We start from the raw sequence: 19,457 nt of genomic DNA, 5'->3' as shown, positions 1-19,457 counted from the left end.
CCACTGCCCCGGCGCCCGAACCGGTCACCCCACCCCCCCGCCCGGCCCGAGGGCCGCTGACAACCCGTCAGCGGCCCTCGGCCCGTTCCCCACACGCCGCGGCGGCGGCCGGGCGGTCGTCGGGGGCCGTGGGTGGTGGCCAGTAGTTCTACGGATTCGGGAATCGGTGGGGGTGCCTAGCGTTGTGGTCAGCGACGAGGAGGGTGGGAACCGTGAGCATCACTGGCGACACGACGATGACCGACGCCGAGCTGGCCGGGCAGCCGGTCGGGTATTGGACCGGGGTGGCCTACGAGGCCGTCATCGGCTACATCCGCGAGCAGCAGGCTGGGCTCGGGTTCACGCAGCCGCAGTACTGGATGCTGCGGCATCTGTCGAAGAACGACATCTCGGTGGACGGCCGCGGCATGAGCATTGCCGAGTTGGTGGGGGCGACCCAGACGTACCTGCGGGAGGAGGACGACCTCGCGGCCGAGGCGGAGGTGTTGCTGGAGCGGGGGTGGGTGACGCGCGATGGCGACGGACGGCTGTGGATCACCGAGGCGGGCGATGCTGCGCGGGCCGATCTCAAGACGCACGCGCCTGAGTGGCGGGCCGCGATGCATGAGGGCATCGACGATGCCGACTACGTCACGGCGCTCAAGGTGCTGCGGCAGATGATGCGCAATGTGGGCAGTCCGCTGGTGTGATCCGGGGGCGAAGGGGCGGGCGGCGCGCCGGGGTGGTTATTGAGGTGGCGTGCGGGGCCGGGCTTGGGAAGATCGGAAGATGTCACGTACTTTCGACGACCTGGTCGCGGAGGCCGATGCGGTCTCCGTGGCCGGGTGGGATTTTTCCTGGCTGGACGGACGGGCCTCCGAGGAGCGCCCGCCCTGGGGCTACCAGCGCAGCATGGGCGAGCGGCTCGCCGCGGCGTCGGCCGCGCTCGACATCCAGACCGGTGGCGGCGAGGTGCTCGCCGGGGTGCCGAAGCTGCCGCCGCTGACGGTGGCCACCGAGTCGTGGCCGCCGAACATCGCCAAGGCCACGCAACTGCTGCACCCGATGGGCGCGGTGGTGGTCGCGGACGAGGACGAGCCGCCGCTGCCGTTCGGGGACGACGCGTTCGACCTGGTGGTCAGCCGGCATCCGGTGACTGTGTGGTGGGCGGAGATCGCCCGGGTGCTGCGGCCCGGCGGTACGTACTTCTCCCAGCAGGTCGGGCCGGCCAGTGTGTTCGAGCTCGTGGAGTTCTTCCTCGGGCCGCAGCCCGAGCACGTGCGGCGAGGGAGGCATCCCGACGACGCCCGGGCCGCCGCGGAGGCCGCCGGGCTGGAGGTCGTCGACCTGCAGTTCGCGTCGCTGCGGACGGAGTTCCGCGATATCGGCGCGGTGGTGTACTTCCTGCGCAAGGTGATCTGGATGGTGCCGGGCTTCACCGTCGCGGAGTACCGCGGCAAGTTGCGCGAGCTGCACGACAGGATCGAGACCGAGGGGCCGTTCCTCGCGCACACCACGCGTTTCCTGATCGAGGCGCGCAAGCCCGCGTAGCCGCGCCCGAAGGCGCGGGGGTTGCCACCCGGTCGGCGGCGGACGTAGCTTAGCGAGCGTTCAGCAGGGTTTCGTTCCGCCGACTCCCCTACGCGCGAGGAGACTTCGTATGTCCGACGAGGTGCTGGTCGAACACGCCGACGGCGTCACGCTGATCACCATCAACCGGCCGGCCGCCCGCAATGCGGTCAACCGGGCGGTGAGCGACGGGATCGCGGCCGCGATCGAGGAGTTCGACGGCCGCAAGGACCTCACGGTGGCGATCATCACCGGCGCGGGCGGCACCTTCTGCGCGGGCATGGACCTCAAGGCGTTCGTGGGCGGCGAGGACATCCTGCATCCGGAGCGCGGGTTCGCCGGCATCGCGATGAAGCCGCCGCGCAAGCCGGTGATCGCCGCGGTCGAGGGGTACGCGCTGGCCGGCGGCTGCGAAATCGCCCTGGCCTGCGACCTGGTGGTGGCCGCCGAGGACGCCCGCTTCGGGATCCCCGAGGTCAAGCGCGGCCTGGTGGCCGGCGCCGGCGGGCTGATGCGGCTGCCGCGGCGCATCCCGTACCTGCTGGCCATGGAGCTCGCGCTGACCGGCGACCACTTCTCGGCCGCCGATGCGCACCGGTACGGCCTGGTCAACCGGCTCACGGAGCCGGGCGGCGCGCTCGGCGCGGCGCGCGAACTGGCCGCCCGGATCGCAGCCAACGGCCCGCTCGCGGTGGCCGCCACGAAGGAGATCATCGTGGCCTCCGCGGACTGGCCCGCCGACGAGGCGTTCGAGCGGCAGAGCGAGATCCTGCGGCCGGTGTTCGGTTCGGCCGACGCCCGCGAAGGCGCCGTCGCGTTCGCGGAGAAGCGCCCGCCGGTCTGGCGCGGCGAATAGGCGGTCACATACCGAAGCCCGGCCCGATGCGCGCGCCGGGCCGGGCTTCGGTATGCGCTCGGTCAGACCAGGACGCCGCGCAGCGGGACGGGCGTGCCCTCCGGCGGGTTGCCGTAGTGCTCCCAGACCGCGTTCATCTCGTTCTGGTAGTACAGCGCGTTCAGCCCGGCCACGAAGAACAGCACGAGGCCGATCCACGGGTTGCACGACACCCGCATGCCGGCCGCCGCCTGGTCCTGCGCGATGCGCTGACCGAGCCGGAACGTGGACAGGAACGGCGGCACGATGATGATCCAGCCGATGAGGAACGACATCATCGCCCAGAAGGGGTTCACGTCGACGCGCGCGTCGAAGTCCTTGGTCTCCCGGTTGATCTTGTAGATCCACACCAGGAAGTAGATGCCGAGCGTGAGGAACGGCCAGACCAGCCAGACCAGGAAGATGTTGCGGCGCTTGCCGATGATGCCTGTCACGCGTCCTACCTGCTCTTTCACACATACCGCCAGGGCCGCCCGGCAGGTGCCCCGGGCTCGCCCGGGCCACACGCGCATTGGCCCGTTCGGTACGCGGCGACGCCCGTTCGGCCCAGCCGCCGGCCCCCGCCCGGCTATCGGGTACGCGAGACCGCGTCGACCGCCGCCGTGAACACCCACGGCAGCGCGGCCGCGGTCGGCACGATCCGCCCGGCCAGCGCCGGGCGGCGGCGCGCCCACATGAGCGCCCCGGTCATCAGCCGGTACCCGCGCGTGATGCGGCGCCATTCGGCCTCGTACAGGTCCGGACGCCCGCGCGCCAGGCACGCGGCAAGCGCCCGGGCGGTGCCCAGCGCCAGGGCGACGCCCTCGCCCGTGATCGCGTCCACGTACCCGGCCGCATCGCCGACCAGCAGCACCCGGCCCCGGCGCCGGGCGGCCGCCCCCGTGCGCAGCGGCCCGGCACCCATCACGTCACCGGCCGGGCATGCGCCCGCGAAGCGTTCCGCGAGTTCGGGGAACCCGGCCAACTGGGCGGCGAACGGGGCCCGCTCCTCGGTGAGCAGCGCCACCCCGACCAGCTCCGGGCCGACCGGCGTCAGGTACGCCTCGGCGCGCGCGCCCCAGTGCACCTCGACGAACTCCGAGGCGGGCGCCCCCCCAAAGTGGCGGCGGCCCCCCGACCCCCCCCCCCGCGGGGGCGCGCGCCCCCCCGGGCCCCGCCCCCACCCCCGTGGGGGGCGCCGCCACATAGTGGCGGCGCAGCCCGTACCGCGCCCGCGGCCGGGGCCCGTCCGGCGCGGGCAGGTCGAGCCCGGCCGCGCGCCGGATCGGCGAGTGCAGGCCGTCCGCGCCGACGAGCCAGCGGGCGCGTACCCCGGGGCCGTGCACGGTGACGCCGCGGGAGTCCTGGGTGAAGCCGGTGACCTTGTCGGCCAGGATCACCGCGCCCGCATCGGCGGCGGCGAGCCGCAGCGCGGTGTGCAGGTCGGTGCGCCGCACCCCGAGCCCGGTGCCGTCCCGGAAGTACGCGTCCGCCTGCCGGTCGCCCTGCACGTACCGGATGCCGGCGAACGGGCGCCCGGGCGGCAGCACACCGAGCGAGCGCAACTCCCGGACCCCGCCCGGCATCAGGCCCTCGCCGCAGGCCTTGTCGACAGGCATCGCACGCGGCTCGGCGACCGCGACACCGAGCCCTGCCCGGGCGGCGTGCAAGGCGGTGGCCAGTCCCGCCGGTCCGCCGCCGGCCACCAGGATGTCGACGTCGCGCCCGGTCACGCGGCACCTCCGGGGCTCGGCCGGACGCCGGCGTCGGGTGCGGCAACCGGCCGGACGCCGGCATCGGGTGCAGCCGCCGGAGGGGCGGCGCCGTCGAACGCCGCGGCCGGGCGCGCGTCGTGCCCGGTCGCCGCAGTGCGCAACGCCGTGTTCTCGGTGCCGATGCGGACCACCATCAGGGCGGCGTTCGCGGCGGTGAACACCGCGGCGGTGATCCAGGCGCTGTGCACCAGCGGGAGTGCGGCGCCTTCCACGGCGACCGCAACATAGTTCGGGTGCCGCAGCACTCCGGGGTACCGATACGGACCGCGCCGGACCAGCTCCGCACCGGGCACCACGATGACCCGGGTGTTCCAGTACGGCCCGAGGCTGCGGATGCACCACCAGCGCAGCGCCTGCGCGGCCAGTACCAGGGCGAACATCGTCCAGCCCAGGGCCGGGACGAACGGCCGGTCCGCCAGCGCGGGTTCGAGCAGGCACCCGGCCAGCAGGCCGGTGTGCAGCGCGACCATGAACGGGTAATGGCCCCGGCCGTACTCGATGCCGCCGCGCGCCAGCGTCCAGGCTGCGTTGCGTCGGGCGACGACGAGTTCGGCGAGGCGTTCGACCGCGACCGCGGCGATCAGCAGGGTGTACCAGGTGGAGCCGGACATGAGTCCGTCCTTTCCGACGGTTTCACCAGCGCAGCAGGACCATTTCGGCGCTGAAGCCGGGGCCGAACGCGGTCATCAGCCCCCACGAGCCGGGCTGCGGCGGGCGGCCCGCGTCGCGGATCTCCTGCAGGACGTGGAGGACGGATGCCGAGGAGAGGTTCCCGACCTGGGCCAGCGAGGCTCGGGTGGCGGCGAGGGCGTCGTCGGCCAAGCCCAGGGATTCGGTCACCGCCTTCATGATCTTGGGGCCGCCGGGGTGGCACACCCAGGTGGCGATGTCGTCCGGCGAGAGTCCGTGCTCGGCCAGGAACTCCCTTACCGTGCGCGGCAGATGGGCGCGGACCAGGTCCGGCGCGTCCGGGCTGAGCACGACCCGGAAGCCGGTGGAGCGGATATTCCAGCCCATGACGTATTCGGTGTCCGGGTAGAGCGTGCTCCGCGACGCGACGATCCGCGGGCCGTGCGCGGCACCGGCTGCCGGGTGCTCGGCACCGAGCATGACGACGGCCGCGGCGCCGTCCCCGAACAGCGAGCCGGCGACCAGGTTGGCCGCCGAGTGGTCGCCGGGCTGCAGGGTCAGCGAGCACAGTTCGACGGCCAGGAGGACGGCCGCACCGTCCGGGCGGCCGCGCAGGTAGTCGTACACCCGGGCGACGCCGGCCGCCCCGGCCATGCAGCCGAGACCGAACAGCGGCATCCGGGCCACGTCGGGCCGCATGCCCATGCGCAACGCCAGGCGTGCGTCCAGGGACGGTACGGCGATGCCGGTGACGGAGACGCAGGCGATCAGGTCGAGGGCGGCGGGGTCGAGGTCGGCCTGCTTGAGCGCGCCGCTGATCGCCTCTTCGCCGAGTGCGGACGCAGCCTCGATCCAGGCGTCGTTGGCGCGGCCGAAGTCGCCGAGCGCGGCGTAGCTTTCCCGCGGCAGGGCGAGGTGGCGGGTGGCCACCCCCGCGGACTCGGACAGCTGCCGGATCCTGGTGCGGTCCGCACCGGGCGGCAGGCACAGCTCGGCCACCATCTCGGTGATCTCGTGCTGCGGGTAGCGGTACGGGGGCAACGCGACCTGCACGGCGGCGACGGTGCTCGGTGCCCGGTCCCCGGAGGTGCTGCGCATCAGGCGGGTCCTTCCGGTGGATTGGTTGCGGTTCGCCTACCTTTATGGTCATGGGCGACTACCCGGACATTGCGGTCCGACGCGCTGACGGAGGCAACTTGCCCGGCAAGTTGCCGGACGGCGTGGCGGGCGGCCCGCGGGACGGCTCGCGGGCCCGCGTGCGGAAAAGCTCGCGGAGTAGCCTGCGGGACGGCCCCCGAAGCAGCCTTCGCGGCAGTGCACGCCGGACCCTCGCCACCGCCTCAGCGCTGGCACGGTCCTGCCACCCCCTGCCCACCGCCGCGGTGACGCTGTTCGCGACCGCGGTGGCGGCCGCGGCGGGGCGCGGACCTGCGGGTTCGGCCGGGGTGGGTGCCGCGGTGCTGGCCGGCCAACTGTCCATCGGCTGGTGCAACGACGCGGTGGACGCGCGGCGCGACGCGGCGGTCGGCCGGTCCGACAAACCGGCTGCGACCGGCGAAGTGCCGCCTTCCCACGTGGGCAAGGCCGCGGGTGGCGCGCTGGCCGCGTGCGTGCCGCTGTCGCTGCTCGGCGGGCCGGCCGCGGCGGCCGCGCACCTCACGGGGGTCCTGGCCGGGGGCTGGGCGTACGACCTGGGCCTGAAGCGCACGGTCTGGTCGCCCGCCGCCTACGCGATCGGGTTCGGTGCGCTCCCCGCGTTCATCACGCTCGGCCTGCCCGGGAGTCCGTGGCCGGTGTGGTGGGCAACGACAGGGGCGGCGCTCCTGGGCGTGGGTGCGCACCTGGTGAACGTGCTGCCGGACCTGGACGCGGACCGGGCCACCGGGGTGCGGGGCCTCCCCCAGCGGATGGGCGGCCGAAAGGTGCGGCTGGTCGCGCCGTTCGTGCTGCTGGGCGCAGTGGCGGTGGTGGCACTGGGCCCGCCGGGTCCGGCCCGGCCGCTGGACTGGGCGGTGCTCGGGAGCGCGGCGGCGGCCACCGCGGCCGGCGTGGTCCGCCCGGGCGGCGAGGGGTCGGCGGTGCCGTTCCGTACCGCGATCGGGGTGGCCGGGCTGGCGGTGGCGCTGTTCGTGAGCCGCGGCGGGAGCCTGGCCTGAGCTGCCGGCGTACGCACTTGCCGGGAAGTGTCAGCGTACGGACTCGGCCTGAGCCGTCAGCGTACGGACGACCTGGTCAGGCTTCCGCAGGCCGGTGCCGGGCGACCAGGTCGACGGCCATCTCCTTGGCCCGCAGCGCCGCGTCCAGGTCGCCTTCCGCGGCCGAGACGACCGCGCCTTTCATGAGCAGGTGCCAGGAGCGGGCGAACTCGTCGGTGCGGGCCAACCCGGCGCCGGCCGCGAACTGCGCGACCACGCCGCGGATGGTGTCGAGGTGGCCGATGCTGGCCATGCCGAGCGGGTGGTCGGCGCGCATTTCGAGCAGCACGTTGATGAACGCGCAGGTGTCGAAGTCCTCTTGGCGGAACCAGTCGTCCAGGACGTCGAAGAGGGCCAGGAGTTGCTCCTCGGCGGTTTTCCCGCGGCTGCGCGCCCCTGCGGTCAGCAGGTTCGACGTCCAGCGTTCCTCGCGCAGTTGCAGGAAGGCCAGGGCCAGGTCGGTCTTGGACGGGAAGTGCCGGTACAGCGTCGCCTTGGCCACCCCGGAGCGCTGGATCACCTCGTCGATGCCGACGTCGCGGATGCCGCGCACGGAGAAGAGCCGGTACGCCGCGTCCAAGATGCGGTCGCGCGCCCCGAATCGGAGTTCGACCGTCTGGCTCTTCGGCTGCCGCGTCGGCTCTCGCATCGTCATGGTGCGTCCGCTCCCCGCCTGTCCGGCTCCGTGGACGGCCGCCGCCCCGCTGCATCGCGCCGCGCGAAAAGGCGTTTCCGGAAGGGTACTTGCCTCGCCGGCCGGCTGCGTCGGCCAAGGTGCCATCGTAGACAGACCGGTCTTTCTCGTGCTAGCAAGGAAAGGAGGAAACCTGCCCGACGAAAGGCTCTTCGAGATTCCCCCGAGCCACCCGAGCCATAAGGAACCCGCCCACCGAGCATTGGCTTCGACATGACCGGCACGGCACCGACCGACGCAGCATCCGAGCGGCGGGAGCCCTCCGCCCCCGCGGCGACGTGGCGCTTCTCCCGTCCGCCGCACCCGCAGGCCGCAACCGAGGCGCCGCCGGACGGACCCTCCGGGCTCGGCCCGCAGTCTCCCGTGGCGCTGGCCACGACTCTTGCCGCGCACGCCGGCATGCTGGCCCACCAGCCCTCCGTACGCGACACGTTGCGCGAGGTCGTGCAGCTCGCCACCGACACGGTGCCCGGCGTGGAGCACGCGGGCATCACCGTCGCGCAGCGCAAGCCCCACAAGCGCACCCGGCGCGTGGTCAGCCCGGCGTCCACCGCCGCGTCCGGCTCGGCGTTCGAGGCGCTGTGCGCCGCGCACCTGTCGGCCGGCCAGGGCCCCTGCCTGGAGGCCTGCGGCGCGGAACCGGTCGTGCTGATCAAGGACATGTCGCACGAGCCGCGCTGGCCGCGGTTCGCGCTGCGGGCCGGGCGCATCGGCGTCGGGTCCATGCTGGTCTGCCACTTGGCCACCCGCGGGGACCGGGTCGAGACCCTCACGCTGTACGCCCGCGACACCGACGCCCTCGGTGAGGACGCGGCCCCGATCGCCGCGCTGTACGCCGCGCATGCCGCCCTCGCGCTCTGGTCCGCCTCGCGCATCGAGTCGCTGGCCGGCGCAGTGGAGACCCGGCAGGTCATCGGCGAGGCGGTCGGCGTGCTCATGGCCACCCGGCACCTGACCGACGTGCAGGCCATCGGGCTGATCACCGCGGCATCGCAGCAAAGCAACGTCCCGGTACGGGACATCGCCGGGTACGTGACGCGCACCGGCACGCTGCCCGGCCCCGCGCCGCTGCCGGGGCAGCGGCGCTGAGGCCGGCCGGCCGCTACCAGCGGTACCAGCGGCTGCGGCCGCCGCGGCCGGCACCGGCACCCCGGAAGACGAAACCGAGCACCCAGACCAGCAGCACGATGACCGCCAGCCACCACAGGGCCTTGAGCGCGAAACCCGCGCCGAACAACAGCAGGGCGAGCAGCAGCACCACTATGAGAGGAATCATGGCTGCCGCGCTGCCCGGAAACCGACGGACAATGCACGCCATGCACGCCGTAGGCGAATTGCCCTTCCTGTCTCCAGGTCGGACGCCGGGTCCGGCGCGGGCGCCGGCCCCGCGTCAGGCGCGCGCCGCCAGGACGTCCGCCAGGTCGTAGCGGACCGGCTCGTCCAACTGCGCGTACGTGCAGTCCGCCGGTGCCTTGTCGGGGCGCCAGCGGCGGAACCGCGCGGTGTGCCGGAACCGGTCGCCCTGGGTGTGCTCGTACGCCACCTCGCAGACGAGTTCGGGCCGCAGCGGCACCCAGTCCAGCACCCGGTCCCCCGTCCAGCGGCTCACCGCGCCGGGCAGCCGGTCGGTCTCGTGCGCGGCCGGGTCGTCCCAGCGCTCCCACGGGTGCCCGGCGAGATCGTCCACCCGGTACGGGGCGAGCTCGCCGACCAGTTCGGCGCGGCGCGCGGCGGTGAACGACGAACTGACCCCGACGTGTTGCAGACGTCCGCGGTCGTCGTACAAGCCGAGCAGCAGGGAGCCGACCACCGGTCCCGACTTGTGCTCGCGGTAGCCGGCCACCACGCAGTCGGCGGTGCGCTCGTGCTTGATCTTGAGCATGACGCGCTCGTCGGGCCGGTAGTGCCCGGCCGGGTCCTTGGCCACGATGCCGTCCAGCCCGGCGCCTTCGAACTGCTCGAACCAGGCCTGCGCGACGGCCGGGTCGCCGGTCGCCGGGGCGAGGTGCACGGGCGGCGCGGCGTCCGCGAGTGCCGCCTCGAGGGCCGCACGGCGCTCGGTGAGCGGCCGGTCCAGATAGGCGGTGTCACCGAGCGCCAGCAGGTCGAACGCCACGAACGACGCGGGCGTGGTCTCCGCGAGGTGCCGCACCCGGGACGCTGCGGGGTGCACGCGGTCCTGCAGCCGGTCGAAGTCGAGCCGGTCGCCGACCGCGACCACGATCTCCCCGTCCAGGACGCAGCGCTCGGGCAGCTCGCGCAGCACCGCGGCCACGACGTCCGGGAAGTAGCGGTCCAGCGGCTTGGTGTTGCGGCTGCCGATGAGCACCTCGTCGCCGTCCCGGAAGACGATGGCGCGGAAGCCGTCCCACTTGGCCTCGTAGTGCATGCCGGGCGGGATCCGCGCGGCGGCTTTGGCGAGCATCGGCTTGACCGGGGGCATCACGGGGAGCTGCATGATGATCAGTCTGGGTCCGCATGGCGAAGGGCTCAAATCGGGCATCTGTGCTTACTCTGGGGCATGGGTGCGGCCGAACAGCTTGATGTCGACGGCAGGTCCGTCCGGGTGAGCAGCCTCGACAAGGTGTACTTCCCGGACCGGGGGTTCACCAAGGGCGACGTGGTGCGGTACTTCGTCGCGGTCGGGCCGGGTCTGCTGCGCGGGCTGCGCGACCGGCCGACCACGCTGGAGCGGTATCCCGACGGGATCGCCGGCGAGTCGTTCTTCCAGAAGCGGGTGCCCAAGTACCTGCCGGACTGGATCCCGAGCGCCCGGATCCGCTTCCCCAGCGGGCGGCCCGCGGACGAGATGTGCCCGGACAGCGTGGCGGCGCTGGTGTGGGCGGCGAATCTGGGCTGCCTGACGTTCCATCCGTGGCCGGTGCGGGCCGCGGACACCGAGCGCCCGGACGAGCTCCGCATCGACCTGGACCCGCAGCCCGGCACGGACTTCGCGGACGCGGCCCGGGCCGCGCACGAGCTGCGCGAGGTGCTGGGTGCATACGGGATGACCGGGTGGCCCAAGACGTCCGGCGGGCGCGGAGTGCACGTGTATGTGCCGCTGCGGCCGGAGTGGACGTTCGTGGAGGCCCGGCGCGCGGTGATCGCGCTGGCGCGCGAGCTGGAGGCGCGCATGCCCGATCGGGTGACCACGAACTGGTGGAAAGAGGAGCGCGGCGAGCGGGTCTTCGTGGACTACAACCAGATGGCCCGGGACCGCACGATCGCGAGCGCGTACTCCGTACGGGCCAATCCGCGCGCGACGGTCTCGGCACCGCTGCTGTGGGACGAACTGGACGACGCGCACCCGGACGACTTCGACATCGCCACGATGCCGGCCCGCTTCGCCGAGGTGGGCGACCGGCACGCCGACATGGAGGGGCAGGCGTTCGGCCTGGAGGCGGCACTGGAACTCGCCGAGAAGCAGCTCCGCGACCAGGGGCTCGGAGAGCTGCCGTATCCGCCGGACCACCCGAAGATGCCGGGCGAGCCGCCTCGGGTGCAGCCGAGCCGGGCCAGGCACGACCACGACTGAGCGCGGGCGTGCGCGGTCGCCTGGCCGGCTGCTGGGCATCCGCGCCCCGTCTGCGGCGGCCCCGCCCGAAACTAGCGGTATCCCACAAAGGCGCGCCGGGCGAATCCGTCCGGGACGCTACCCGTTCATGCACAAATACGCTGGCAGAGTGGCTGATCCCAGGCAGCTTCGAGCATCCGTTCGCGGTGTCGCTGTTGTCACTTAGCCACAAGGGAGGGCCACGCTGTGCGTGCATATGCGGGCGATGTGATCGTCACCGGACTCGGCGCCACCACTCCGCTGGGTGGAGACGTACCGGACACCTGGGACGCGATGCTGTCCGGGCGTTCCGGGGTCGGCGTCCTGGACGAGGAATGGGCGGCCGGGCTTCCGGTGCGTATCGCGGCGCGGCTCGCCGTCGAACCGGCCGAGGTGCTCGGCCGCGTCCGGGCCCGGCGGCTGGACCGCTGCGAGCAGGTCGCCCTCGTCGCGGCGCGCGAGGCGTGGGCGGATGCGGGCGCGCCCGAGGTCGACCCGGAGCGGCTCGCGGTGGTGATCGGCACGGGTACCGGCGGGGCGCTGACCCTGCTCGGCCAGGACGACGTGCTGGAGGCGCACGGCGCGCGGCACGTGTCGCCGCACACCATGCCGATGGTGATGGCGAACGGCCCCGCCGCGTGGGTGAGCATCGAACTCGGCGCGCGCGGCGGTGCGCTCACCCCGGTGAGCGCGTGCGCGTCGGGCGCGGAGGCGATCGCGCTGGGTCTGGACCTGATCCGGCTCGGGCGGGCCGACGTGGTGGTGGCGGGCGGGGCGGAAGCCTGCGTGCACGCCTTGCCGTTGGCGGGGTTCGCGCAGGCCAAGGCCCTGTCGGCGGGCGGCGCAGGGCCGCAGGAGGCGTCCCGTCCGTTCGACGTGCGGCGCGACGGGTTCGTGCTGGGCGAAGGGGCAGCCGTGGTGGTGCTGGAGCGTGCGGACTTCGCGGGCGCCCGCGGGCCGGGCGTACGGCGGCACGCGGTGCTGGCCGGGGCCGGTGTCACGTCCGACGCCCACCACATCACCGCGGGTGCCTCGGAGGGGCAAGTCCGGGCGATGCGGCGGGCATTGGCCGAGGCCGATCTGGCGCCGCAGAACATCGCCCACGTGCATGCGCACGCGACGTCCACCCCGCTCGGCGACCTGACCGAGGCGCGGTCGGTCGCCGAGGCGGTCGGCATCCATCCGGTGGTCACCGCGACGAAGTCGATGACCGGCCATCTCTGCGGCGCGGCAGGGGCGTTGGGGGCGGTCGCGGCGATCCTCGCGGTGCGCGACGGCGTGGTCCCGGCGACCCGCAACCTCGTCGAACTCGACCCGGAGGTCAAGCTCGACGTGGTCGCGGGTGCCCCTCGGCACGGGAGCGTCCCGGCGGCGCTCGCCAATGCGTTCGGCTTCGGCGGGCACAACGCGTCGCTGGTCTTCAGGCAGGCGTAGCGTCCCCATCCGCCGCCCGACCACCGCCTGGTCCACCACCAGGTCGGCCGCACGGCCGGGCGTCCGGTCCGCAGGTCAGTCCGGCGCCCGGTCCGACGCCTGGTCTGCCATCCGGTGTGCGAACGGGTAGCGGTCCAGCGCCGCGACCACGCGCGCTGTCGGCTCGACACCGCCGAGGACGGCCACCGGGCGGCCGTCCTCGGCGACCACCTCGACCGTTCCGCCCAGTCCTTCCGCAGCCAGCACGCCCTCGACGATCCGCCGGACCGTGTCGGCGACCAGGGCCGTCTTGTGCGGCTTGCCGATCGCGGTCACCGGCAGCTCGTCGAGGATGTGCACGGCCTTGGGGGCCGCGGCCGGTTCGGGGGCGTGCGCGGCGCCCCAGGCCAGGACGTCCTCCTCGGTCGCCGCGCGCGTCCCGTCCGGCGCGGTGCGCACGGTCACGTAGGCGACCGGGACTTCGCCCGCGTGCGGGTCGGGGCGGCCGACGACCGCCGCGCCGGTCACTTCGGGGTGGCCGAGCAGGGCTTCCTCGACCGGGCGGGGGTCGATGTTGTGGCCGCCGCGGATGATGAGGTCCTTGGCGCGGCCGTCCAGGTAGAGGTAGCCGTCCGCATCGACGCGGCCCAGGTCGCCGGTGTTGAGCCAGCCGTCGAAGACCTTGCCGGTCGGGTCGGGTCCGTCCGGGCCGAGGTAGCCGGGGAACACCGCGGCGCCGGCCACCACGAGCACGCCGGTCTCCCCCGGCGCGCAGTCCGCGACCGGCCGGTCGTCGGCGTCCACGCGTACCGCCTTGGCCTGCTGGTACGGCAGCCGCAGGCCCACCGAGCCGGCGCGCGGCGCGAACGCGGGCGTGGTCGAGGTGGCGCACGTCGCCTCGGTCAGGCCGTAGCCCTCCAGCATCGGGACCTTGGCGGACGCCTCGAAGCCGGTGCGCACCCGCCCCGGCAGCGGCGCCGCGCCGACCGCGCCGGCCCGCAGGCTGGACAGGTCGGCGTCATCCGGGACCGGCGGGAGGCTCGCGTACACCGTCGGCACCGCGGAGAACGCCGTGATCCGGAAGTGCTCGACGATGCGCCAGAAGTCGGCCATCAGCTCTTTGTCGCGATAGCCGCGCGGACCGAGGCTGACGATGGTGCGGGCATGGAAGAACGGGCCGAGGCCGGTCACGTGGACGGCGTTGACGTGGAACAGCGGCAGGCCGCCCAGCACCACGGCGTCGCCCAGATAGGCACCCGAACAGCCCAGCGCCCAGGCCATGTAGACCTCCATGGCGTGCGTGTGCGGGGCGATCTTCGGCACGCCGGTGGTGCCGCCGGTGTGGAAGTAGCCGCAGATGTCGTCCGGTCCGGGGCGGTGCTGCGCGAGCAGCCGGTCGGCGGGCTGCTGCGCGGCGCGCTCGTCGAAGTCGCCGCCCACCACGAGCACGCCGCGGATGCCCGGCACCTGCTCCGCGATCCGTTCGGCCTTGTCCTTCGACTCATCTGTCGTCAGAAGGATTTCGGCGCCCGTCCGGGCCAGGATCCGGGCGGCGTGCTCCTCCGCGAGCGCGGGGTTGACCGGGTTGGCGATGCCGACGGCCTGCGCGCCGAGCAGCGCCGCGTACATCTGCCCCGAGTTCGGCAGCATCATCCCGGTCACCCCGCCGGGCCGGACGCCGAGCGAGGTGAGGAGATTGGCGGCCTGGTGCACGCGGCCCAGCAGATCGGCGTACGTCCAGGTCACCGGGTCGCGCCACGGGCGGCCGCCCTCGCCGAGCAGGTGCAGCGCGGGTGTGTCGGGGAACTCCGCCGCGGTGCGGCACAGCAGGGCGTACGTGCTCTCCGGCAGCCCCCGCTCGGCGAGCGGCACCGCCTCGATGAGCGGCACGTCCTCGGGAGCGAGGACCAGGGGGCGTGGGCCGTCGGTGTGGTGCATCGTCACGTAGGGGCTCCGCTCGTCGTTCGGTCGTCCACGGTGCGGAGATCGAGCCTGGTACGCGGCGGGCGGCGTGTACATGTGTCCTGGCACAGACTTACGGGACGTTCGGCCCTCTGAACAGGGCTCTCGGACCAACGGCATGGCCGCCGCGGCGCGAGATGCTGCAGATGCGGGCGCGCGACGCCCGCGACGCCCGCGGCCGGCACCCGCCGTCCGCCGGCATCCGACGCGCACAAGCCCGGCGGCCCGCACCCGCCGGTGTGAGGAGTCCCCGATGAGCCCGACGAGCTGCGCACCGACGGCGGCCGCCACGCCCTGCGGCGACTGGCGGCTGGACGCTGCCCGGTCCCGGGTCCGCTTCGAAGGCCGCTCGCTGTGGGGCCTGCATCCGGTCCGCGGCCGCTTCACGCACGTCCGCGGCGACGCCGAACTCCGCGCCGACGGCACCGCCTCGGGCGTCCTGCTCCTGGAAGCCGCCTCCCTGACCACCGGCCGCGCCCGCCGCGACGCCCACCTCCGCTCCGGCGCCTTCTTCGACACCGAGCACCACCGCGACTTCGCCTTCCGCGCCGACCGCGTCACCCCCGGCCCCGACGACCGCGTCACCGTCCACGGCCACCTGACCATCCGCGGCATCACCCGCCCCATAACCTGCCTCGCCACCCGCGACGACGCCGCTCCGGAAGTCCTCACCCTCCACACCGAAATCCCCATCCCCCACCGAGAATTCGGCCTCCGCTGGAACCCCCTCGGCATGATCCGCCCAACCACCACCACCCACCTGACCCTGCGTTTCACCCACAGCCCACTCCCGTAGCCGGGTGGCAACGCGGTAGCGGGAGCTGCAAGGGGCGGTGCACAGGTACGCCCGGGCAGACTGCCTGCCGGATCCCGAGAGATCGGCACGGACGTCCGGGGAGCTGACGCCCCAGCACCCCAGGCGCGCGGCGCGCCAACGGGATTTGGTCGCGCTGGTGAAGGAACTGCGGCCGATGTTCGGGCGGTCGGCTGGGGGCGCCGCGGTTGTCGACTGCACTGTGCACAACGGGGCGAAGGCGCATGACGTCGTCCCTTACCTTCGGGCCGAGTCGACGGGCCAGGCGGTGGCTGACGCTCTTGGGTGGGGCTGAGCGGGTCGGCGTTCGGGTCTACGGGCAGCGTTGCGGGGGGCCGAACTGGGCTTTTACGCCTGGGGAGTAGAGGACGCTCACCGGTGGGCCGCCGGGGGCCGGGAGGCCGGCGGCGGGGATCAGGTTGGTGTCGTGGTGGAGCAGGTCGGCGTGGTGGAGGGGCCAGCGGGGGTGGGTGTTGGGCAGGTAGAGGGTGCGGCCGTGCCAGTGGACGTGGAGGCCCCAGCGGGCGGTGAGGAAGTCGGTGAGGGGGTCGGGGTCGGTGATGCGGCCGCGGATGCGGATGTGGACGGTGCCGCCGGTGCCGGCGCGGCCGGGGCGGTGGCGGCGGGTCGCGTAGCGGAGTTGCGGGTCGGTGGGGGTGCCGTGGCGGGTCAGGGTCATCGCGGCCCACTGGTACGGCAGGGCGAAGAGGAGGCGGGCGGCGAGGGTGGGGATCAGCCGGGCGGCTTCGAGGGAGCGGAAGACGACGCCGCGGCGGCCCGCGCGGTCGACGGAGTAGAGCCGGACGTTGGTCTCGGCGAAGGTGCCGAGGTACGGGACGGCCGGGCCGCGGCCGATGCCGACGCGTTCCATCCGGAACGGGACCAGGCCGACATACGTGGTGCCGTCGAACAGGTCGGGCTCGGTGCCCGGCGGCAGCAACGGGGCGACCGCGGCCGGGTCGGCAGGCCAGTGCAGGAACGCGAGGTCGCGCCAGCCCTGGGTGAGGATGACCGGCCCGACGGGCCGCGGGGCGGTGCGGGTGACCGGCTCGGGCGGGACCGGATCCGCGGACCGGCCGCCGCCCGCGCCGGTGCGGGCGGCCTCGGCGGCGGACGCGGCGCGGCCGGTCGGGTGCAGAAGGCGGGCGGCCCGGGTCAGGTCGGCGTTCACTCGACCAGTGTCCATGCTGATGCACCGTCAGCGGGGGGATGGGCAGCGGCTTTTTTTGTGCGCAGGTCAGTCGTTCGGGAGGATGACCGCGCGGCCGACGACCTCCCCCGCGTGCAGGCGTTCGTACGCCTTGGGGGCGTCGTCCAGGGTGTATGTCTCGACGTGGACGTCGACGGCCCCGGCGCGGGCCAGGTCGAGGACCTCGATGAGTTCGCCGCGGCTCCCCCAGTAAGGCGCGGTCACCGAGACGCCGTATTCCAGTGAGCCGAAGCCCACCGGCACGGTGCCGCCGCCCAGGCCCACGATGGTGACGTCGCCCTCGACGGCTGCGCAGGCGCCCGCGGTCGCGGTGGTGGGCGGGGCGCCGACGAAGTCGAAGACCGCCTCGGCGCCGTGCCCGCCGGTGAGTTCGCGGACCCGGGCGGCCGCGTCGGCGTCGGACGTGACGGTCTCGTGCGCGCCGACCTGCTCGGCCAGGGCGAGCTTGTCGGCGCTGATGTCCAGGGCGATCACCCGGGCCGGCGTCATGGCGCGCAGCAGCTGGATCGCGACGTGCCCGAGGCCGCCGGTGCCGATGACCACGGCGGTGCTGCCCGCGACGAGCTTGGGCAGGGAGTTCTTGATGGCGTGGTACGGCGTGAGCCCCGCGTCGGTGAGGGGTACGGTCCGCACCGGGTCGAGTCCGGTGATCGGGACGAGGTGGCGGGGGTCGTCGACCAGCATGTACTCGGCGATCGCGCCGTCCGCACCCAGGCCCGGCGGGCGGATGCCGAGCTCCTTGGCGCGCAGGCAGTAATTCTCCTTGCCCTGGGCGCACTTCGCGCAGGTCCCGCAGCCCCACGGGCCGTATACGGCGACCGGCGCGCCGATCGCGAGCCCGGTGACCCCGGAGCCCAGCGCGGCGACGGTGCCTGCGCCTTCGTGGCCGAGCGTGAACGGCAGGGGGAAGGGCAGCACGTCGGCGGGCATCGCCATCACCGCGATGTCGGAGTGGCACACCCCGGCCGCGGTCACCTTGATCACCACTTGCCCGGGCCCGGGCTCCGGGTCAGGGACCTCGACCAGCTCGGGCGGGGCGCCGACCTGGCGGTATTGGAGAGCCTTCACGGTGAACTACCTCCTTGTTCGGCCTGGTACGTCGTTGTCCGGCCGGTAGGTCTTCAGCACTCCTGCGGCGGCCCCGGCATCCGGGTCACCGCGTCCAGGGCGGCGAAGTGCTCGGCGGCCAGTGCCGCCGGGGATTCGGGTATGCCGCGCCGCGCCCAGGCCCGCAGGACGGCGACGAGAATGCCCACGCCCGCACCGACGGCGACCGCGGGGCGCGGGTCGAGTTCGGGGTCGACATCCAGCCGGGCCGCGACGATCCGTACCGACTCCTGCTCGCCTGCCATGCGTATGCGCTGGTAGGCGGCCGCCAGTTGCGGTTCGCCTGCTATTCGCCGGTGGAGTGCCAGGCGGCGGCGCAGCCGGCCGCCGGCCGCCGGCCCGTCGCCGTAGTCGGAGGCGAGCCACCCGCACACGGCGTTGCGGTACGCGATCAGCGGCGGCTCGGCAGGCGGCCGTTCGCGCAGCGCGTCGTTGATCCGGTGCACGTCGTCGGCCACGACCGCGAGCACCGCGTCGGCCTTGCCCGGGAAGTGCCGGCTGAAGGTCCGCCGGGTCACGCCCGCACGGCGCGCGATCTCCTCGACGGTGACGCCGCCGAGCCCGCGCTCCAGGAGCAGGTCCAGCGCCGCCTCGCCCATCGCCGCCCGGCTGCGCTCGGCGCGCTGCCGGCGGCGGTCGGGGACCACGGCCTTTACGTGCATATTGCAACGATACCTCGGTTTTGTCCCAGTGGGACAAAACCGAGGTATCGACGTGTCGTGATCCGAAAGCGGAGGACCAGGTCGCGGCGGATCCGGCCCGGGTCAGGCGCCCGCGGCGCGCAGCAGGTCGGCGACGACGCGCTGCCCGGCGCGTTCGGCGAGCTGCAGCGGAGTCTTCCCGTCCTTGTCCGGGAGCCGCGGGTCGGCGCCGGCCGCCAGCAGCACGCGGACGGTCTCCTGGTGGCGCGCGCCGCCGTCGCCCAGCACGATCGCTTCCAGCAGCGCGGTCCAGCCGAGGTCGTTGACGTGGTCGACGTCGATGGCGCTGTTCGCGGTCACGTACCGGATGTACTCGGCGTGCCCGCGCTCGCCGGCCGGGATGATCGAGATGCCGCCGTAGCGGTTGGTGAGCTTGAGGTCGGGCTGCGCAGGCAGCAGGACGCGGGCCATCTCGACGCTGCCGGTCACCCCGGTGACCAGCCACGCGCTGTCCCGCCGGTTGTCCTGGGCGTCCGGGTCGGCACCGGCCGCGACCAGCACGCGGGCCGCGTCCACCTGGTCGGCGAGCGCGGCGAGCAGCAGCGGGGTGCGCTTCTGGGAGTCGCGCGCCTCGACGTTCGCGCCGCGCGCGAGCGCGGCCTGCACGGCTGCGGTGTCCCCGCGGCCCGCGGCCGAGAGCAGGTCGCGGTCGTCGGACGGGGTGCCCTTGGGCGGCTGCGCCTGCGGGGACGTGGACGGCATGGGCGCTCCTTGGGACGGCGCCGCCGGGGCCGAGTCGGCGGCCGGCGGGGCGGGCGGGGTGGACGAGTCGGCGGGCGGGAGCGTACCGCCGGTCTGCCCGCCGCCGGTCGCGGACGCCGCGGCCTCGGGGCGCCCGTCGCCGCCGTCGCCGCTCGCGCATGCGGTCAGCAGCAGGGCGGCGGCGGTTCCGGCCGCGGCGAGCACGGCGGTGGTCTTCCCGATCGGACGCTTCATCGCGGGCACCTCCAGGGGCGGTTCGCGGCCGAGGCCGCCCGCGGA

Annotated in this window: 20 protein-coding genes and 1 pseudogene; 8 read left to right on the top strand and 13 right to left on the bottom strand. The window is 74.0% G+C overall.

Annotated elements, in window-relative coordinates; translation table 11 throughout:
- Positions 1-236 precede the first annotated feature (236 nt).
- The 3 genes from LZ495_RS24075 to LZ495_RS24065 all read left to right on the top strand — a co-directional run bounded on the left by LZ495_RS24075 (position 237) and on the right by LZ495_RS24065 (position 2,404).
- Positions 237-689 carry a MarR family winged helix-turn-helix transcriptional regulator gene (locus tag LZ495_RS24075; RefSeq protein WP_235055021.1) on the top strand — a complete coding sequence of 151 codons (453 nt, stop codon included), beginning with the start codon at positions 237-239 and terminating at the stop codon, positions 687-689.
- A gap of 79 nt (positions 690-768) precedes the next feature.
- The gene (locus tag LZ495_RS24070) at positions 769-1,530 is read left to right on the top strand and encodes a class I SAM-dependent methyltransferase (protein WP_235054939.1); all 762 of its coding nucleotides are present in this window, start codon (positions 769-771) and stop codon (positions 1,528-1,530) included.
- A 109-nt stretch (positions 1,531-1,639) separates the two neighbouring features.
- The gene (locus LZ495_RS24065; RefSeq protein WP_235054938.1) at positions 1,640-2,404 is read left to right on the top strand and encodes a crotonase/enoyl-CoA hydratase family protein; all 765 of its coding nucleotides are present in this window, start codon (positions 1,640-1,642) and stop codon (positions 2,402-2,404) included.
- Positions 2,405-2,466: 62 nt separating this feature from the next.
- On the opposite strand, the gene LZ495_RS24060 is transcribed toward LZ495_RS24065, so the two are convergent.
- The 5 genes and pseudogenes from LZ495_RS24060 to LZ495_RS24045 form a co-directional block, all read right to left on the bottom strand.
- On the bottom strand, positions 2,467-2,877 hold the full coding sequence (locus LZ495_RS24060) for a DUF4234 domain-containing protein (RefSeq protein ID WP_235054937.1): 411 nt from the start codon (positions 2,875-2,877) through the stop codon (positions 2,467-2,469).
- A gap of 134 nt (positions 2,878-3,011) precedes the next feature.
- Positions 3,012-3,509: a hypothetical protein gene (locus LZ495_RS45340; protein WP_372498642.1), complete on the bottom strand. Its 498-nt coding sequence runs from the start codon at positions 3,507-3,509 to the stop codon at positions 3,012-3,014.
- Between the two features lie 220 nt (positions 3,510-3,729).
- Positions 3,730-4,128, bottom strand: a pseudogene (locus LZ495_RS45335) (NAD(P)/FAD-dependent oxidoreductase); the annotation flags it as partial.
- 23 nt (positions 4,129-4,151) lie between these two features.
- Positions 4,152-4,808: an isoprenylcysteine carboxyl methyltransferase family protein gene (locus LZ495_RS24050; RefSeq protein ID WP_372498637.1), complete on the bottom strand. Its 657-nt coding sequence runs from the start codon at positions 4,806-4,808 to the stop codon at positions 4,152-4,154.
- Between the two features lie 22 nt (positions 4,809-4,830).
- Positions 4,831-5,925 (bottom strand): type III polyketide synthase, encoded by a 1,095-nt coding sequence (locus LZ495_RS24045; protein WP_235054936.1) that lies wholly within the window; start codon positions 5,923-5,925, stop codon positions 4,831-4,833.
- 284 nt (positions 5,926-6,209) lie between these two features.
- Between LZ495_RS24045 and LZ495_RS24040 the strand changes: the two genes are divergently transcribed.
- Positions 6,210-6,983, top strand: a complete 774-nt coding sequence (locus LZ495_RS24040) for a UbiA family prenyltransferase (protein WP_308268616.1) — start codon at positions 6,210-6,212, stop codon at positions 6,981-6,983.
- Positions 6,984-7,059: 76 nt separating this feature from the next.
- Here the strand turns inward: LZ495_RS24040 and LZ495_RS24030 are convergent, their stop codons facing one another.
- Positions 7,060-7,677, bottom strand: coding sequence for a TetR/AcrR family transcriptional regulator (locus LZ495_RS24030; RefSeq protein ID WP_235054935.1), 618 nt, complete (start codon positions 7,675-7,677; stop codon positions 7,060-7,062).
- Between the two features lie 252 nt (positions 7,678-7,929).
- Between LZ495_RS24030 and LZ495_RS24025 the strand changes: the two genes are divergently transcribed.
- Positions 7,930-8,805 (top strand): ANTAR domain-containing protein, encoded by an 876-nt coding sequence (locus LZ495_RS24025; protein ID WP_235054934.1) that lies wholly within the window; start codon positions 7,930-7,932, stop codon positions 8,803-8,805.
- A 13-nt stretch (positions 8,806-8,818) separates the two neighbouring features.
- Here the strand turns inward: LZ495_RS24025 and LZ495_RS24020 are convergent, their stop codons facing one another.
- Positions 8,819-8,992, bottom strand: coding sequence for a hydrophobic protein (locus tag LZ495_RS24020; RefSeq protein WP_235054933.1), 174 nt, complete (start codon positions 8,990-8,992; stop codon positions 8,819-8,821).
- Positions 8,993-9,106: 114 nt separating this feature from the next.
- Entirely contained in the window at positions 9,107-10,174 is a 1,068-nt protein-coding gene (locus tag LZ495_RS24015) for an ATP-dependent DNA ligase (RefSeq protein WP_235054932.1), read from the bottom strand.
- 63 nt (positions 10,175-10,237) lie between these two features.
- Between LZ495_RS24015 and ligD the strand changes: the two genes are divergently transcribed.
- Positions 10,238-11,251: a non-homologous end-joining DNA ligase gene (ligD, locus tag LZ495_RS24010; protein ID WP_235054931.1), complete on the top strand. Its 1,014-nt coding sequence runs from the start codon at positions 10,238-10,240 to the stop codon at positions 11,249-11,251.
- A gap of 225 nt (positions 11,252-11,476) precedes the next feature.
- Positions 11,477-12,703: a beta-ketoacyl-[acyl-carrier-protein] synthase family protein gene (locus tag LZ495_RS24005; protein ID WP_235054930.1), complete on the top strand. Its 1,227-nt coding sequence runs from the start codon at positions 11,477-11,479 to the stop codon at positions 12,701-12,703.
- Between the two features lie 75 nt (positions 12,704-12,778).
- Here LZ495_RS24005 and LZ495_RS24000 read toward each other — a convergent pair whose 3' ends face one another.
- Complete coding sequence (locus LZ495_RS24000) at positions 12,779-14,620, bottom strand: AMP-binding protein (RefSeq protein WP_235055020.1); 1,842 nt, start codon at positions 14,618-14,620, stop codon at positions 12,779-12,781.
- Positions 14,621-14,897: 277 nt separating this feature from the next.
- Here LZ495_RS24000 and LZ495_RS23995 point away from each other — a divergent pair, with 277 nt between their 5' ends.
- A complete protein-coding gene (locus tag LZ495_RS23995; protein ID WP_235054929.1) occupies positions 14,898-15,440 on the top strand; it encodes a YceI family protein in 543 nt (180 codons plus the stop codon).
- A 331-nt stretch (positions 15,441-15,771) separates the two neighbouring features.
- Here the strand turns inward: LZ495_RS23995 and LZ495_RS23990 are convergent, their stop codons facing one another.
- From LZ495_RS23990 to LZ495_RS23975, 4 genes are all read right to left on the bottom strand, one after another.
- A complete protein-coding gene (locus LZ495_RS23990) occupies positions 15,772-16,644 on the bottom strand; it encodes a YqjF family protein (RefSeq protein WP_235054928.1) in 873 nt (290 codons plus the stop codon).
- 51 nt (positions 16,645-16,695) lie between these two features.
- Positions 16,696-17,736, bottom strand: a complete 1,041-nt coding sequence (locus LZ495_RS23985; RefSeq protein WP_235054927.1) for an NAD(P)-dependent alcohol dehydrogenase — start codon at positions 17,734-17,736, stop codon at positions 16,696-16,698.
- 53 nt (positions 17,737-17,789) lie between these two features.
- Positions 17,790-18,437, bottom strand: coding sequence for a TetR/AcrR family transcriptional regulator (locus tag LZ495_RS23980; RefSeq protein ID WP_235054926.1), 648 nt, complete (start codon positions 18,435-18,437; stop codon positions 17,790-17,792).
- Positions 18,438-18,539: 102 nt separating this feature from the next.
- Entirely contained in the window at positions 18,540-19,178 is a 639-nt protein-coding gene (locus LZ495_RS23975) for an ankyrin repeat domain-containing protein (protein WP_235055019.1), read from the bottom strand.
- Positions 19,179-19,457: the final 279 nt, after the last annotated feature.

The organism is Yinghuangia soli (assembly GCF_021502675.1).
Lineage (GTDB): Bacteria > Actinomycetota > Actinomycetes > Streptomycetales > Streptomycetaceae > Yinghuangia > Yinghuangia soli.
The sequence above is the reverse complement of the archived record's forward strand: the minus strand, read 5'-3'. Positions and strand labels throughout refer to the sequence as shown.

What these genes read in the sequence shown, in the direction of transcription:
- LZ495_RS24075 (WP_235055021.1), top strand. Translation starts at nt 237, where the DNA reads ATGACCGACGCCGAGCTGGCCGGGCAGCCGGTCGGGTATTGGACCGGG.
- LZ495_RS24070 (WP_235054939.1), top strand. Translation starts at nt 769, where the DNA reads ATGTCACGTACTTTCGACGACCTGGTCGCGGAGGCCGATGCGGTCTCC.
- LZ495_RS24065 (WP_235054938.1), top strand. Translation starts at nt 1,640, where the DNA reads ATGTCCGACGAGGTGCTGGTCGAACACGCCGACGGCGTCACGCTGATC.
- LZ495_RS24050 (WP_372498637.1), bottom strand. Translation starts at nt 4,808, where the DNA reads ATGTCCGGCTCCACCTGGTACACCCTGCTGATCGCCGCGGTCGCGGTC.
- LZ495_RS24045 (WP_235054936.1), bottom strand. Translation starts at nt 5,925, where the DNA reads ATGCGCAGCACCTCCGGGGACCGGGCACCGAGCACCGTCGCCGCCGTG.
- LZ495_RS24030 (WP_235054935.1), bottom strand. Translation starts at nt 7,677, where the DNA reads ATGACGATGCGAGAGCCGACGCGGCAGCCGAAGAGCCAGACGGTCGAA.
- LZ495_RS24025 (WP_235054934.1), top strand. Translation starts at nt 7,930, where the DNA reads ATGACCGGCACGGCACCGACCGACGCAGCATCCGAGCGGCGGGAGCCC.
- LZ495_RS24020 (WP_235054933.1), bottom strand. Translation starts at nt 8,992, where the DNA reads ATGATTCCTCTCATAGTGGTGCTGCTGCTCGCCCTGCTGTTGTTCGGC.
- LZ495_RS24015 (WP_235054932.1), bottom strand. Translation starts at nt 10,174, where the DNA reads ATGCAGCTCCCCGTGATGCCCCCGGTCAAGCCGATGCTCGCCAAAGCC.
- ligD (WP_235054931.1), top strand. Translation starts at nt 10,238, where the DNA reads ATGGGTGCGGCCGAACAGCTTGATGTCGACGGCAGGTCCGTCCGGGTG.
- LZ495_RS24000 (WP_235055020.1), bottom strand. Translation starts at nt 14,620, where the DNA reads ATGCACCACACCGACGGCCCACGCCCCCTGGTCCTCGCTCCCGAGGAC.
- LZ495_RS23995 (WP_235054929.1), top strand. Translation starts at nt 14,898, where the DNA reads ATGAGCCCGACGAGCTGCGCACCGACGGCGGCCGCCACGCCCTGCGGC.
- LZ495_RS23990 (WP_235054928.1), bottom strand. Translation starts at nt 16,644, where the DNA reads ATGGACACTGGTCGAGTGAACGCCGACCTGACCCGGGCCGCCCGCCTT.
- LZ495_RS23980 (WP_235054926.1), bottom strand. Translation starts at nt 18,437, where the DNA reads ATGCACGTAAAGGCCGTGGTCCCCGACCGCCGCCGGCAGCGCGCCGAG.
- LZ495_RS23975 (WP_235055019.1), bottom strand. Translation starts at nt 19,178, where the DNA reads ATGCCGTCCACGTCCCCGCAGGCGCAGCCGCCCAAGGGCACCCCGTCC.